The sequence below is a fragment of the Paenibacillus sp. IHBB 3054 genome (genome assembly GCF_051594305.1).
Taxonomy (GTDB): domain Bacteria; phylum Bacillota; class Bacilli; order Paenibacillales; family Paenibacillaceae; genus Paenibacillus_AQ.
The window spans coordinates 1-14,635 of sequence record NZ_JBOFBG010000056.1 but is presented as its reverse complement, the minus strand read 5'-3'; the positions used below and the strand labels follow the sequence as shown (position 1 = coordinate 14,635).

The 14,635-nt window shown below is 44.8% G+C and carries 12 protein-coding genes, 1 other RNA gene and 1 pseudogene; 13 read left to right on the top strand and 1 reads right to left on the bottom strand.

What is annotated here, in order from left to right; translation table 11 throughout:
• Positions 1 to 14: 14 nt before the first annotated feature.
• The 11 genes from tpiA (at position 15) to radC (ending at position 12,188) form a co-directional block, all read left to right on the top strand.
• On the top strand, positions 15 to 770 hold the full coding sequence (tpiA, locus tag ACQ76X_RS33485; protein ID WP_379145894.1) for a triose-phosphate isomerase: 756 nt from the start codon (positions 15 to 17) through the stop codon (positions 768 to 770).
• Positions 771 to 772: 2 nt separating this feature from the next.
• A complete protein-coding gene (gene gpmI, locus ACQ76X_RS33480; protein ID WP_438498122.1) occupies positions 773 to 2,317 on the top strand; it encodes a 2,3-bisphosphoglycerate-independent phosphoglycerate mutase in 1,545 nt (514 codons plus the stop codon).
• A 58-nt stretch (positions 2,318 to 2,375) separates the two neighbouring features.
• Complete coding sequence (gene eno / locus ACQ76X_RS33475; protein ID WP_438498121.1) at positions 2,376 to 3,662, top strand: phosphopyruvate hydratase; 1,287 nt, start codon at positions 2,376 to 2,378, stop codon at positions 3,660 to 3,662.
• A gap of 126 nt (positions 3,663 to 3,788) precedes the next feature.
• Positions 3,789 to 4,052 (top strand): hypothetical protein, encoded by a 264-nt coding sequence (locus tag ACQ76X_RS33470; protein WP_438498119.1) that lies wholly within the window; start codon positions 3,789 to 3,791, stop codon positions 4,050 to 4,052.
• 148 nt (positions 4,053 to 4,200) lie between these two features.
• Positions 4,201 to 4,434 (top strand): preprotein translocase subunit SecG, encoded by a 234-nt coding sequence (gene secG, locus ACQ76X_RS33465; protein WP_038584695.1) that lies wholly within the window; start codon positions 4,201 to 4,203, stop codon positions 4,432 to 4,434.
• 244 nt (positions 4,435 to 4,678) lie between these two features.
• Complete coding sequence (gene rnr / locus ACQ76X_RS33460) at positions 4,679 to 7,576, top strand: ribonuclease R (RefSeq protein ID WP_438498134.1); 2,898 nt, start codon at positions 4,679 to 4,681, stop codon at positions 7,574 to 7,576.
• Between the two features lie 399 nt (positions 7,577 to 7,975).
• Positions 7,976 to 8,455, top strand: coding sequence for an SsrA-binding protein SmpB (gene smpB, locus ACQ76X_RS33455; protein WP_038584698.1), 480 nt, complete (start codon positions 7,976 to 7,978; stop codon positions 8,453 to 8,455).
• A 193-nt stretch (positions 8,456 to 8,648) separates the two neighbouring features.
• Positions 8,649 to 9,013: a transfer-messenger RNA gene (ssrA, locus tag ACQ76X_RS33450) on the top strand.
• Between the two features lie 436 nt (positions 9,014 to 9,449).
• Positions 9,450 to 10,241 carry a hypothetical protein gene (locus ACQ76X_RS33445; protein WP_438498116.1) on the top strand — a complete coding sequence of 264 codons (792 nt, stop codon included), beginning with the start codon at positions 9,450 to 9,452 and terminating at the stop codon, positions 10,239 to 10,241.
• A gap of 12 nt (positions 10,242 to 10,253) precedes the next feature.
• Positions 10,254 to 10,985, top strand: a complete 732-nt coding sequence (locus ACQ76X_RS33440; RefSeq protein ID WP_438498115.1) for a hypothetical protein — start codon at positions 10,254 to 10,256, stop codon at positions 10,983 to 10,985.
• A 585-nt stretch (positions 10,986 to 11,570) separates the two neighbouring features.
• Positions 11,571 to 12,188 (top strand): RadC family protein, encoded by a 618-nt coding sequence (radC, locus tag ACQ76X_RS33435; protein ID WP_438498113.1) that lies wholly within the window; start codon positions 11,571 to 11,573, stop codon positions 12,186 to 12,188.
• Here radC and ACQ76X_RS33430 read toward each other — a convergent pair.
• On the bottom strand, positions 12,185 to 12,526 hold the full coding sequence (locus ACQ76X_RS33430) for a helix-turn-helix domain-containing protein (protein WP_438498112.1): 342 nt from the start codon (positions 12,524 to 12,526) through the stop codon (positions 12,185 to 12,187). The two genes, radC and ACQ76X_RS33430, sit on opposite strands and share 4 nt — an antisense overlap.
• 334 nt (positions 12,527 to 12,860) lie before the next feature.
• On the opposite strand from ACQ76X_RS33430, the gene ACQ76X_RS33425 reads away from it, so the two are divergent.
• Both ACQ76X_RS33425 and ACQ76X_RS33420 read left to right on the top strand, forming a co-directional pair.
• Entirely contained in the window at positions 12,861 to 14,366 is a 1,506-nt protein-coding gene (locus ACQ76X_RS33425) for a hypothetical protein (RefSeq protein ID WP_438498111.1), read from the top strand.
• A 26-nt stretch (positions 14,367 to 14,392) separates the two neighbouring features.
• Positions 14,393 to 14,635, top strand: a pseudogene (locus tag ACQ76X_RS33420) (hypothetical protein); the annotation flags it as partial.

The window sequence follows — 14,635 nt, the reverse complement described above, 5'->3', positions numbered from 1 at the left end:
GGCAATCCATTACTATGAGTAGAACACCTATTATCGCCGGGAACTGGAAGATGTTCAAAACCGTTCCGGAAGCAGAAGGCTTCATCGCTGAAGTCAAAGGCCAAGCAGAAGTAGCAGGCGTAGAGACTGTTGTTTGCGCTCCATTTACTAACCTGCCAGCCCTGGTAGCAGCAGTAAAAGGCACAAGCATCAAGATCGGTGCACAAAACCTGCACTTCGAAGATAACGGCGCTTATACAGGCGAAATCAGCGGTGTAATGCTGAAGGACCTTGGCGTTGAGTATGTTATCATCGGGCACTCCGAACGTCGCGCTTATTTTGGCGAAACGGACGAAATCGTGAACAAAAAGATGCATGCGGCATTCCGTCACGGCATCACTCCAATTGTTTGTGTAGGCGAAAAGCTTGAAGAGCGCGAAGCTAATCAAACAAAAGATGTGTGCAAAGTTCAAACCGAAGCTGCATTTGCCGGTCTCAGTGCCGAACAGGCTGCTCAGGTGGTTATCGCCTATGAGCCTATCTGGGCCATTGGCACAGGCAAATCCTCCACTTCCCAGGATGCCAACGAAGTTATTGCTTATATCCGTACCCTTGTAAAAGGTCTGTATGATGAAGCAACTGCTGAAGCTGTGCGTATTCAATACGGCGGCAGTGTGAAGCCTGAGAATGTAACGGAGTACATGAGTCAAAGCGACATCGACGGCGCTCTTGTCGGCGGTGCCAGCCTGCAGCCAGCTTCCTTTGTTTCACTCGTTGAGGGGGCGAAGTAAGAATGTCAGCACCAAAACCTGTAGCGTTAATCATCATGGACGGTTTCGGTTTGCGCAATACGACTGAAGGCAACGCTGTTGCTCAAGCCAACAAACCTAACTATGACCGTTACCTGAAACAATATCCGAATACCACACTGACCGCTTGCGGCGAAGCTGTAGGTCTGCCGGAAGGACAAATGGGTAACTCGGAAGTAGGACATCTTAACATCGGTGCCGGACGTATCGTATATCAGGATTTGACCCGGATTGACAAGTCTATCCGTGACGGAGAATTCTTTGATAACGAAACGCTGGTTGCTGCTGTAAGAAACGCCAAATCAACCGGCAAAAAGCTTCATCTGTATGCGCTGGTCTCCGACGGAGGCGTACACAGTCATATCAGCCATCTGTTTGCCATGCTTGATCTGGCCAAGAAAGAAGATATGCACGAAGTGTATATTCACGCATTCATGGACGGCCGCGATGTACCTCCTGACAGCGGACAAAAGTTCGTTCAGGATCTCGTAGCCAAGATTGAAGAAGTTGGCGTAGGTAAGATTGCTACGGTATCCGGGCGTTACTTCGCAATGGACCGTGACAAACGCTGGGAGCGTGTAGAGAAAGCCTATCGTGCTATGGTATATGGTGAAGGTCCGAAATATACCGATGCCCTGCAGGCGATCACAGCCTCCTATCAGAATTCCGTGTATGATGAATTCGTTGAGCCTTGTGTTATCGTAGACAGCAACGACAAGCCGGTTGCGGTAGTGGAAAGCGGCGATTCCGTTGTGTTCCTGAACTTCCGCCCTGACCGTGCGATTCAGCTGTCCCAAGTCTTTACCAACTCGGATTTCCGTGGTTTTGACCGGGGTCCTTTGTTCCCGCAAGGCCTGCACTTCGTATGTCTGACTACATTCAGCGAAACGGTACAGGGCTTCGTGGCCTACTCACCGAAGAACCTGGATAATACCTTGGGTGAAGTGCTGGTACAGCAGAACAAGAAGCAATTGCGTATTGCGGAAACTGAAAAGTACCCGCATGTAACCTTCTTCTTCAGCGGCGGACGCGATGAAGAGCTTCCTGGGGAAACCCGCATCCTGATCAACTCTCCTAAAGTAGCAACTTATGATCTTCAGCCTGAGATGAGCGCATACGAAGTGGCGGCGGCCTGCGTAGCGGAAATCGAAGCGGATAGACAAGATGCTATTATCCTTAACTTTGCGAATCCTGATATGGTTGGACACTCCGGCATGCTGGAGCCAACAATCAAGGCTGTTGAAGTGACGGATGAATGTGTGGGTAAAGTTGTGGATGCCGTTGTAGCCAAAGGCGGCGTGGCAATCATCATTGCCGACCACGGCAATGCGGATATGGTATTTGACGAGAACGGACGTCCGTTCACGGCTCATACTACCAACCCGGTTCCTTTCATCGTAACTACTGAGAATGTTGTACTGCGCGAATCCGGTATCCTTGCCGATGTGGCACCAACGATTCTGGATCTTATGGGACTTCCGCAACCAGCGGAAATGACCGGACAATCCATGATCGCCAGCCGTAAATAAGCAGGATTTAAGCTTCACCATCAATACCAAAACCCATGATAAAAGGAGATTAACTTACATGACTATTATTTCTGATGTGTACGCTCGCGAAGTCCTCGACTCCCGCGGTAACCCTACTGTAGAGGTTGATGTTTATCTGGAATCCGGTGCTAAAGGCCGCGCTATCGTTCCTTCCGGCGCTTCCACTGGCGCTCATGAAGCTGTAGAGCTTCGCGACGAAGACAAAAACCGTTACCTGGGCAAAGGCGTTCTGAAAGCTGTTGAGAACGTAAATGAAATCATCGCTCCTGAAGTAATCGGTATGGACGCTCTTGACCAACTGGGCATCGACAAATTGATGATCACTTTGGACGGTACTCACAACAAAGGCAAACTCGGCGCTAACGCAATTCTGGCTGTATCCATGGCCGTAGCCCGCGCTGCTGCAGCAGCTCTGGATATACCTTTGTATGTATACCTGGGCGGATTCAACGCTAAACAGCTTCCAGTACCAATGATGAACATCGTTAACGGCGGCGCACATGCCGACAACAACGTAGACGTTCAAGAGTTCATGGTTCTGCCAGTTGGCGCACCTAGCTTCAAAGAAGCTCTGCGTACAGGCGCTGAAATCTTCCACGCTCTGAAATCGGTACTGAAAGCTAAAGGCCTGAACACTGCAGTTGGCGACGAAGGCGGATTCGCTCCTAACTTCACTTCCAACGAAGATGCATTGTCCTCCATCATGGAAGCTATCGAAAAAGCTGGTTACAAACCAGGCGTTGACGTATTCCTTGGTATGGACGTTGCTTCCACTGAGTTCTTCAAAGATGGCAAATACCACCTGGAAGGCGAAGGCAAATCCTTCACACCAGCTGAATTTGTTGACCTGCTCGCTTCTTGGGCTGATAAATACCCAATCATCACCATCGAAGATGGCTGCTCCGAAGATGACTGGGAAGGCTGGAAATTGCTGTCCGAGAAATTGGGCAACAAAATCCAACTCGTTGGCGATGACTTGTTCGTAACCAACACTGAGCGTCTGGCTAAAGGTATCGAAGAAGGTATCGGTAACTCCATTCTGATCAAAGTTAACCAAATCGGTACTTTGACTGAAACTTTCGATGCTATCGAAATGGCTAAACGTGCAGGTTACACTGCAGTTATCTCTCACCGTTCCGGTGAATCCGAAGACAGCACCATCGCTGATATCGCTGTGGCAACCAATGCCGGCCAAATCAAAACAGGTGCTCCTTCCCGTACAGACCGTATCGCTAAATACAACCAATTGCTTCGTATCGAAGATGAACTGGGTGAATTGGCTCAATACAACGGCCTGAAATCCTTCTACAACCTCAAAAGATAATTATTTTTGAGTCAAGCTTTTCAAAGAGTCTGCCGGTTTCCGGCAGGCTCTTTTTTTGTTTGAAATTGCATCTGCCGCTCTGAATAGGTATTCTATAAATGTAGATAATTGGAAGGAGTGGATTGAATGAATGCTATTGTGGCAGGGATTGGGATTGGAATACTGATTGTAATCATAAGCTTAGTTTTTACACGAATCCGGGGACTGCATTCCGGGCTCACGTTTTATCCGGGGATTGTCGGCTTGGTTGGCGGTGCAATCCTGCTCGTGCTCAGTTTTTCAGTGATTGGAGGCTGGGAAGGGATCGGCTATGCCTTTATTTGTGTTCCTATCATTGTGATTTCTGCGCTGTTATTGCTGACTCTTACGTTTTTCAGAAAACAGGCATAGGAGATTGACACTCGGTATCTCCAAACTAGATTCGTAGTCAGAAGGTTGTATTCATACGGTAGCTATGATAAAATAAAAATGCTGTTTATGAAACGTAAAACCTAATTTAGCATAGATAGTGATGCTTGGACGTAGGAGGTGGAAGTGAATGGATATCTTTTTGAAAGTAGTTCTCCTGATTTTTTCCGTCGGTCTGATTGCGGTCGTTCTTCTGCAAAAAGGGAAAAGCGCAGGTCTCTCCGGTGCCATCTCCGGCGGTGCTGAGCATCTTTTCGGTAAAACTAAAGCACGCGGTATGGAGCTTGTACTGCAGCGTGTAACGGTTGCACTGGCAGCTGGATTCTTCATTATGGCGATCGTTGTTGCCATTGTAGTTGATTAGGACGTCTACAATAAGCCTTCGCACTGTTCTGAATAGAATGGGGCGTGGGCTTTTTTGGTGCAATTTTTTGGACTGCGTTAACTTTGCGATAATCATTACAGGGATGCTCTGGATTGATTTCGTGTATACTAGGGTATGAAGTATATAAAGGTAAATTTTACTTGAATGATTTTGGGTGAAGCAGGACAAGACATACATATATGCCAGCAGCGCTTGAAGGCTGCGGAGGGCCGAGGTGACTAACTTGATAACACAGGAAATATTGCTTGATTTTATGCGGGAGACCGCTTATAAACCGCTCACTTATGACGAATTGGTAAGCCACTTCGAGTTGCAGGATAGCGCGTCGTTTAAAGCGTTCGAGGATTTGCTGCTGGAGCTTGAACAGGACGGGAGAGTCGTGCTGACCCGGAATGCCCGTTATGGCGTGCCAGAACGGATGGATTTATTGCGTGGACGGCTGCAGGCACATGCGAAGGGGTTTGCTTTTCTAATCCCGGACGACCGTGATCATCCCGACGTGTATGTACACGCCAACGATTTAAAGGGTGCGATGAACGGGGATATCGTACTGGTGCGGATTACTTCGAAGAGCCCGTCCGGCGGGCGGATGGAAGGCGAAGTGGTGCGGATCGTGAAAAGAGGTGTGCTCCAGACTGTTGGGGTATTCCAAAGCCTGGAGACCTATGGTTTTGTGTTGCCGGATGACAAGCGGATAAACCGCGATATCTTTATTCCGAAGCAGTCCTTTAAGGGAGCGGTCGACGGCGAGAAGGTTGTGGTCCGCATTGTAAATTACCCGGAAGGCCGCACTGCGGCTGAAGGGGAAATCATTGAAATTCTGGGACATAAGGACGACCCGGGTGTTGATATTTTATCCGTAATCCGTAAGCACCAGCTGCCTGAGGCTTTCCCGTCTGAAGTGATGACCGAAGCGGAGCAGGCGCCGGATTCCATTACCGATGAAGAGATTATCCAGCAGGGACGCCGCGATTTGCGCGGGCTTAACATTGTTACCATCGACGGTGAAGATGCCAAGGATCTGGATGATGCGGTCAATGTGGAGCGGCTGGAGAATGGGCATTACAAGCTGGGCGTCCATATCGCCGACGTCGGCTATTATGTGCGCGAAGGTTCGGAGCTCGACAAGGAAGCTTATGACCGCGGATGCAGCGTGTATCTGGTGGACCGGGTAATTCCGATGCTGCCGCACCGTCTCTCTAACGGGATTTGCAGTTTGAACCCGCAGGTGGACCGGTTAACGATGTCCTGTGAGATGGAATTTAATGAGCATATGAAGGTCGTGAAGCATGATGTCTTTACGAGTGTAATCCGCACCAAAGAAAGAATGACTTACTCCAATGTCCGCAAAATCGTCGAAGACGAAGATCCGGAGCTGCTGGAGCGTTATAGTCCGCTGATCGGGGACTTCCGTCTGATGAAGGAACTGGCCATGAAGCTGCGCGATGCGCGGATGCGGCGGGGAGCGGTTGATTTTGACTTTGAAGAAAGCAAGATCATTGTCGACGAAAACGGCAAAGCTGTTGATATCGTAAAACGTGAGCGTTCAGTAGCCGAGCAAATTATCGAAGAGTTCATGCTGGCGGCCAATGAGACGGTAGCCGAGCATTTCCACTGGCTAAAAGTGCCGTTCCTCTACCGGATTCATGAAGATCCGGATCCGGAGAAGCTGCAGAACTTTATGGCCTTTGCCGCCAATTTCGGCTACCATGTTAAGGGACGCGGCAATTCTGTCCACCCGCGCGCGCTGCAGAGCCTGCTGGAGGACATTCAAGGCACCAAGGAGCAGACAGTCATCAGCACGATGATGCTGCGCTCTATGAAGCAGGCCAAGTATGATGCGGAGAGCACGGGCCATTTTGGACTTGCGGCGGAATATTATTCCCACTTCACATCGCCGATCCGCCGGTACCCGGACCTTGTCATTCACCGTGTGATGCGCGAGGTGATCGAGAACGGCGGAGCCCTAAGCCAGAAGCGTCATGATTACCTGTCCAGCCGGATGCCTGACATCGCGCAGCAGTCCTCTGAACGCGAACGCGTAGCAGTGGAAGCAGAGCGTGATACGGAGCAGCTGAAGAAAGCGGAATATATGCAGGATAAGGTCGGCGAGGAATTCGAGGCGATGATCAGCAGTGTAACCAGCTTCGGCATGTTCATCGAGCTGGAAAATACCGTCGAAGGCTTAATCCGTCTCAGCGCGCTGAGCGATGATTACTACCACTTCGACGAAGCTCATATGGCGCTCATCGGCGAGCGCACCTCCAAGGTGTTCCGCATTGGCGATGAGGTGAAGATCCGCGTCGCCAAGGTCAACATGGACGACCACACGATCGACTTCGAGCTGGTCGACATGAAGCCGCGTGCGGCGGGCGAGCACCGCAGCTATAGCGGACGCGGCGGTAAAGGCGGCCGTCCGGGTGCCGGCGGCTTCAGCAAGCCATCCGGTGGGAAAGCCGGCGGCAAGGGCCGCACTGGCGGTAAAGGCAAGCCCGGCGCTGTCGGCGTGGGCAAGGGCAAATCCGGCGGCGCGTTGAACGCCGGCAGAGGCAAGTCCGGCGCGGTGGGAACCGGCGCCTGGGAAGCGCCGCGTACAGACGCGGCGGCCGGTAGCGGCGCGTCTGCAGGCGGACGCGCCAAACGTGGCAGCGGCGGCCCTGCTGAGGCCGCACGCCGGGCTTACGCCGCCCTGAACGGCGAAGCGGGCGGCAGCAGTGCACCGCGCGAGCGTAGCGGCGGGGGACGTGGCCGCGGCGGAGAGGCCGGAGGCGGTGCCGGGGGACGCGGCATCAGCTTCGGCTTCGGCTCCGGCAAGGGCGGCTACGGCGCGCCAGCCGGCGGCACAGGCGAGCAAGGCGCAGGTGAGCTGCGCGGCGTTGACGCGAACACCCGGTTCAGCAGCCGGGAGGATCGCGGGTTCGAGAGCCGCAGCGGAAGCGCAGAAGGCAAGGATAAGGGCCGCCGCAAGAAGAAAAACAAGAGCGGCGTCTTTATTGGCCCTTCCGTCACTCCAGGCAACGTGGAGACCTCCGACAAGGTAGCCGCTAAGCGCAGCGACAAAGGCAGCAATGCGGAAGGCGCAGTACGCCGAAAGAAAAAGAAGAAAAAACCTCAGGAGTAAGCTGAGATGATGAAAAGCGCTGTTCCCCTTGAAGGGAACGGCGTTTTTTTACTAATAACGAATTTTATGTTCGGGGTCCTCCGTAATAGGAATGCATAAACTTTCAATTCAAAGTCTCCCTACACTGGGTTTAACATCATCTCAACTTATATCTTATACGGTGTTGGGCCAGGCTGTATTTTCTATTTATCCATCATATTGTATATAAATTACCTCCAAAGCGGATCTTACTGACATACATATGTCAAAATGCCTGGTGGAGAATGGGCGCTGCTTCCTTGCGTTCCACGGAGCGCTTTTGATACAATATAGATCTGACGTTTGGATAATCAAACTTACCTGCTTGTTAAGGCGATCTGATTATCTCTGCCTAGGAATACGATTCAAGGAGTGACTCTCATGGGTAAAAAAGCAGACGGGAAAGTGCTCGCCCAGAACAAAAAAGCTTCCCATGATTATTACATCGAGGACACTTACGAAGCAGGCTTGGTGCTAACCGGTACAGAAATTAAGTCGCTGCGTAATGGACGCGCGAATATTGGTGATGCGTTTGCGACGATCCGAAACGGTGAGATTTTCGTGCACAACATGCATATCAGCCCTTTTGAACAAGGGAACCGCTCCAATCCTACCGACCCGACGCGTACGCGCAAGCTGCTGATGCATAAAGAGCAGATTCACAAGCTGCTGGGACAGTCCAAGCGTGAGGGATTCACCATCGTGCCGCTGAAGGTGTACGTCCGCAACGGATACGCCAAGCTGCTGATCGGCCTCGGTAAAGGGAAGAAAGAGTACGACAAACGCGATTCTGCCGCAAAACGTGATGCTCAGCGCGATATTCAGCGTGTGCTGCGCGACAAGCAAAAGATCGCAAGATAGGCCCGGGCAGGAGATTGTCCAATGTTCCAGATTCCACCTTCAATTCCTTTAACCTTCGTGTTAAAGTGTTGATAAATGTGCTATACTGTGTAAGTAAAGCTTAATGCTTCTTTGCAGTCTTCTTGAAGAAGAGACTGTGGATCGGATCACTTTTGCTCGCTGGTCCGCTTAATCCGAAGCGCCCTTTTAATGAGGGGCCGTTCTTGGATTCGACGGGGGTAGTTCGAGCATGAGTAGCGAGTAGTGGGGACGCGTCCGCTTCATCAACGCTAAAGCCTATTAAACGGCAAACAACAAAACAACTACGCTTTCGCAGCCTAAGAAACTGTGTGCGTGCTTCTACTCTGCATCGTCCATGTGACAGGGCTAGGGGCTAACAAATAGTGGAATACGCTGTCTCATCTCCGCCTGGGGTGAGCTGAAGAAGACAATCAGGCTGACCCAACGTATAGCCGGTTACGGGGCGATACTCGGGTGACATCAAAACTGTAACTACACTCGTAGAAGCTTATGTGCCGTTATCTTCGGACAGGGGTTCGACTCCCCTCGGCTCCATCTTAAAAACCCGCTTATATGGCGGGTTTTTTGCTGTCTATGAACTGAATTGTAGACAAAATGTAGACATGACATTGTTGAGGTACTATTCTTGTTCATTTATGTAGACAGGATGTCTACATAAATGAGATCTATCTGGTATCACGCACTCCATTCTTGTGGAAACGGTAATATTAATGGTTCGAAATGATTTGATGTGATGTTATAATTTGAAATTGGTGGTAAAAAGTAATCTAATAAAAGCAAAAGTACTAAACTTTTGTATCTAAGCAAGGATACACCTTTAATACAGGTGATGGCGTATATCCTTGTACTGATTGCTTTAATTAGAGAGCATGGGAAATTATTTTTAAATTAAGAAGGAATCTCCTCTGAAGATACAGAATGTAGTGTAGAAAAGAGTCGGAAAAAATCGAACTTCCTAAAGGTTGGATGCATTATGTTCGAACGCCTTGTAAAATCGATTATGGATTACATTGTTATATTATTTTTGTTGCTCTGTTTATTTACCCATACCGTTTTCAATCAAGACTTCAAGTGGGGATCTCTTGCAAATACAGATGGGCTCACTTTAGTGGGAATTGTTCTCGCATTATTATCGTCAATATTAGTGAAATTCCCGTTGTTTCGAAGATTAGTGGGTGCAATTTTACTCAAGACTAATTTTCACCATCTTGATTACAGTATTGAGGTACTAGCTTTTGCCCCAATAGGAACAACAACAACTCAAATATTTGATATTTTTTCAGAGTCAGTTATTTCAAGTGGATTAACCAGCAATGACTATAATATTAAATATGAGGATTTAAATAAAATCACGTTTTATCATAGAGCAATAGCGGGGAATATTGAAATAAGCAAAACTACAATAATTGAGCAAGGAAGGGACTGTTACTTAATAAAGATTGATAGTGTCTCTGCATATCGATCTATTGAAAACAATATAAAATTCATTGGCAATTGTTTTCTTGAAGATATAATGGATCAAACTTTTTCTCTTAAAAATATTAATGTTAGAATTTCTAAGAAAAATTCTGAATACAAGGTTGCTCAGATGGGGTTGTTACTAAGTGCAAGAAAATATAAAGTACAACATTCTCATATTGAGATTCAGTCGAGTAGAACTACAAAAATAACAATTGACTCTAATACTGGGGTATCAATGATATCTACCAGCAGAGGGGATTTTCTTAATTCAATAGATGCGCTGAAGACAGTACTCATGAGCTGAGGTGGAAAGAAATTGAGCACAGTAGTCACAATAAACGAAATAATATCTTTTCCTGATAGAGTAAATCAAACGATTGTAGGTCGAGAAGAAGTAGATATTGAAGGGGAGATGGCTATTGCGGAAACAAGGTTTAATCTAGCAGAAGATCAAGAAGGTATGTTGGAGGGTTACCAAAGATTTAATATGGTACACACTCAGAAGTATAAAATAGAAGGTAAATTATGGCAAAGGGAATTCAACGCCATTCTACGCATTGTGAAAATGCAAATGTATAAGAAGCCGAATTATAATTATGTATTCACAATGGGGAGTGCTAAAGCAGACATTTCTCATAATGCACTAAACAGGCTAAGAGCAGCAACGGCAGTAAAAGTTGAACCATTAGACGTTAATCTAATCGAAGTCATTGAGAAAATAATTCGATTCGCCCCTAATGATATAAAGATTGTTTCAGGGTGGTTTAGTAATTTGAATTTGCCAAATCTAAACAATGCACTCCTCACAGGGGTTGATGCAAACTTGGGCGGTGACTGGCAAAGGTTTAAGACCACACAAGGGGCAATGTTGTCAAATATAGAACTTCAAATTACAGATACTGATTTTTCAAAAGGGTATGTTAAAATAGCATTAAGTAAAAGAGGAATTCTTTTTAGTCATTCCAATATATCTCCTCGGAAGATACTAGAAATAGCAGAAAGAATTTTAGATATTTTAGCAAGACAATTACCTAGAACTGGGCGATAGATTTTAAAATTAAGTCAATATATATGAGGTTTTCTTGAAGAAAAGCATGAGCTAGGTTTTTCAACAAATTGTAATATTGATAAGGCTATCTTTGGGATGAGTAAGATAGAAAATTAGGGGCTTGAGTAAAAGTTCATGACCCTGCTGCAGGAATTGGGGGTGCTAGAGCTCCTTTTAAGGTAAGCGAAAGTATGAATTTAAATTCTGGGAATTTAATTTACAAAAAAATTACTAATGTTATTATTATGATACAAAGTATTTTTATGGATTTAATTTATTGGCTTTTGAGTAATTTGAAAAGATATAAATATATATTATTATATGGATACCTAGTCGGTAGGTAATCCTAAACAAAGTGGCTGTCCCCCAAAAAAATTGGGACAGCCACTTTGTATAGAAATCAGACTACCAAAAATGACCTCGTCCTTCACTTCGGTGTGGATTTCGAGGTCATTTTCGTTTGTTCCCGTCCAGTACGAATGCTTTTGGGACCCCCCCTTTATTTTCTCTTGTAATAACCGAACCAGAGCATGGTTAGCGGGATGCAATCGATGCTCTAAAATTATGATAACGGAGGTTTTATTAATGCTAACAAAACGAAATATTGAACTGAAGTCACTCCTAACCGATTCTTTGCGAGAAAAACAGGGTAGCGATTTAATAGAAGAATTAATGAATCGCTTTCCTTCGGCTTCAGATCTAATAGAGGTTACAGAACAGGAGTTGGTTTCAATAAATGGTGTCGGCCCACATAAGGCACGACAAATCGTTGCAATTTTAAGGTTGACAAGGACATTGATTATACCTGATATCGAATACCCAGTTATTCGCAAACCTGAGGACGCATTTCATTTACTTGAGCCAGAACATCGCTACAATACCAAGGAACACTTTATCTGTCTGTACCTCAATACAAAGAATCGTGTAATGCACAAGGAAACGATCTCTATAGGCTCTCTTAACGCTTCTATTGTCCATCCACGTGAAGTGTTCAAGGTTGGAATCAAACGCTCCTGTGCCTCAATCATTTGTTCTCATTCACATCCAAGTGGTGATCCTACTCCTTCGAATGAAGATCTGATTATTACCCATCGTCTTATTGAAGCAGGAGAAATTATTGGTATCGATGTATTGGATCATCTGATTATTGCCGGACAGAGATATGTGAGTTTAAAAGAACAAGGATTAATGATTCGTGATTAGGTGTCTTTAAAGATTAGAAGACGCTTTACAATGTCATATACGGAATTTTGTTCATCTTCGGTACGGGTTCGTAGTTCGAACATAAGTTTGTTTAATGTATCTGAGTTCGTATGCGGGGCGCGGTCAGTCTCTAAACGGAATAACTCTACTACATCAACCTCTAGTGCTTGAGCGATTTTATCCAGCATATCTATTGTGGGGCTTCTTATTCCACGTTCTATCTGTCCAACATATGATGTATTTACCCCTGCTATCAAAGCAAGTTTCTCCTGGCTAATTCCCCGTTCTTGTCGTAAGACCCTTATTTGAGAACCAACAGACTCAGAAATTCTACTCAACTTCACTCACCTCTATGCTCAAGATAGAGGTTAAGCGAAAGTACAACAAACCATTATAGTGACTTATAAAATAAGTTACTATAGTAATTGAAATATCGTGTACTGTGTTTTATAATTCCATTAACAGGAGAATAGGTCTGTAATCCTAATGAAGCGGTCTATTACAATCGAAACTAAGGGAGTGGCAAATTCTCATAAGCAGTGAGTGGAAGTATTGATTAAGTTTGTACATCATCTCTCTAGAGAAATGAAACAATAATCCTTGTATAATTTTGGAATTTAGTGATACAATGTACCTAATTTTTGTCATATGGATTATGGGGGATTAAGAGAAATGCGGAAAAAAATTAAGTTATTAATTCCGGGTTTTAGAACAGGGAGGGTATGGAAAAGGATAATTGCAAGCATTGCTTATCTCGTGCTTATTTTTCTTTCTTTTGCAATGATCCTTGGTAGCAGAGATCCTCTAGAATCACCAAAGGATAATATGATCTCTCAGTGGGAAAGCATCTCTATTATATTCTTCTTGGTAATTATTCCTTTTGTACTTATAACAAACTTGGCAAATATACAAAGGTTTTTACCGTTATTCAAAAGTAAAGGTTTATGGAAAAAGGTTATTGCATGGGTGATTTCCTTTGTAATTGTGGTTATCGGATTGACAACAGTAAGTTCCAAACTTAGTAGTCAGCATTCTTTTGAGTATATAGCTAGGCAGCAGAAACAGAGCGAGGAGCAGGCTATCCAAAAAGCTAAAGAAAAAGAAGGTAAGGAAGAAGAAAAAAAAGTAGAATTAGCAGAAAGAGCAGCAGCGAAGGCTATTCAAGCATCTGAAGAGCAAGCAAAAAAGGATGCTGAAGAGCAAGCAAAAAAGGTTAGTGAAGGACAAACCAAACTTACCAAAGCTACAGCTACTGATGCTCCGACAGAAGAAGACCAGAAGGTGCAAACTAATATAGAAGAGAAGTCGAAAAATGCTGATGGAGATGATAAAGAGGCAATAGGATCAAAAGTATCAAATTGGTTCGGTGGAATATTTGGTGCTTCTAAATCTACTTCAAATACCAATATGAATGAAAAAATAGAGAAAAGTATCAAGAGTAATCTTAAAAAGGGCGATTCTGAAAAGCTAATGGATATATATAAATTATCTGATGATCAAATGAAGACATATTTTGTAGATTATATTAATGAAAAGTATCATAAAGAGCTAATTGAGAATAAGGAAGTATTTGAAGGAAAGAAAGTTGAAAAAGTGAAAAAAATATATAAGAAAATGGAGTTTCTAACTAGTCTTTCACCTCTAGATAATAGTGATTTAGGCTTGATATTAATGGACACGAAAAAATTCATTGAAGCAAACGAAGCTTTAAAAGAGTTCAATAAGGAACATCCTAAAGTGGGGTATGGGATAATTAAGGATATATCCCAAGTTGAGAATCTCGATGTATATGTCAATTATAAAATTAAAAATACAGGCACTAAGATCGGCAATCTTACAATAGAAGATGAAAGCTACTCAGATAATTATTTTATTACGAGTTATTCATACTCACAGACATTTGGTTATGTTCCTTCGAATGATTGGCAAGCTGTGTTGCGGCTTTCTGGGGATAGCGAGTTATCCGGGGAAGGGGTATATGATACAAAGGCAGTTGTTTCCAATGCAGTAACGCTTATTGATAACAAAGGTTTTGAGAAAGAATACCCTGTATATAGAGAGGTGTCTCAAGAGGATATTGAGGAATACGACCAAGTTAATGACTTGATGGAGCAAGAGGCCCAAATTAATAATGATATAAATCAAAGTATTGATCGTATAGTAAATCTTCTACAATAAAATTCTCAGAAAGGGAGTGCAACAAGATGTTCTATAAAAGTTTTAAAACTATTTTACTATTACTCATTATATTATCTACATGTAGTTTAATTTCTGGAAAAACTTTTGCACAAACGTCAAATAACAATTTGCTCCTCTCAATGGATAATAGTAAAAAACAAGCTCTTAATATTTTCTTCAGTAATTTCAGCGAAGTTAACTTTGGTAATTTCAATTCAAAAGGTTACAAAGATTCAGATTTAATCAATTTTTCAATTCTACATAACTAT

Excerpts from the sequence above, each read along its gene's own strand:
- tpiA (WP_379145894.1), top strand. The coding sequence starts at position 15 with ATGAGTAGAACACCTATTATCGCCGGGAACTGGAAGATGTTCAAAACC.
- gpmI (WP_438498122.1), top strand. The coding sequence starts at position 773 with ATGTCAGCACCAAAACCTGTAGCGTTAATCATCATGGACGGTTTCGGT.
- eno (WP_438498121.1), top strand. The coding sequence starts at position 2,376 with ATGACTATTATTTCTGATGTGTACGCTCGCGAAGTCCTCGACTCCCGC.
- ACQ76X_RS33470 (WP_438498119.1), top strand. The coding sequence starts at position 3,789 with ATGAATGCTATTGTGGCAGGGATTGGGATTGGAATACTGATTGTAATC.
- secG (WP_038584695.1), top strand. The coding sequence starts at position 4,201 with ATGGATATCTTTTTGAAAGTAGTTCTCCTGATTTTTTCCGTCGGTCTG.
- smpB (WP_038584698.1), top strand. The coding sequence starts at position 7,976 with ATGGGTAAAAAAGCAGACGGGAAAGTGCTCGCCCAGAACAAAAAAGCT.
- ACQ76X_RS33445 (WP_438498116.1), top strand. The coding sequence starts at position 9,450 with ATGTTCGAACGCCTTGTAAAATCGATTATGGATTACATTGTTATATTA.
- radC (WP_438498113.1), top strand. The coding sequence starts at position 11,571 with ATGCTAACAAAACGAAATATTGAACTGAAGTCACTCCTAACCGATTCT.
- ACQ76X_RS33425 (WP_438498111.1), top strand. The coding sequence starts at position 12,861 with ATGCGGAAAAAAATTAAGTTATTAATTCCGGGTTTTAGAACAGGGAGG.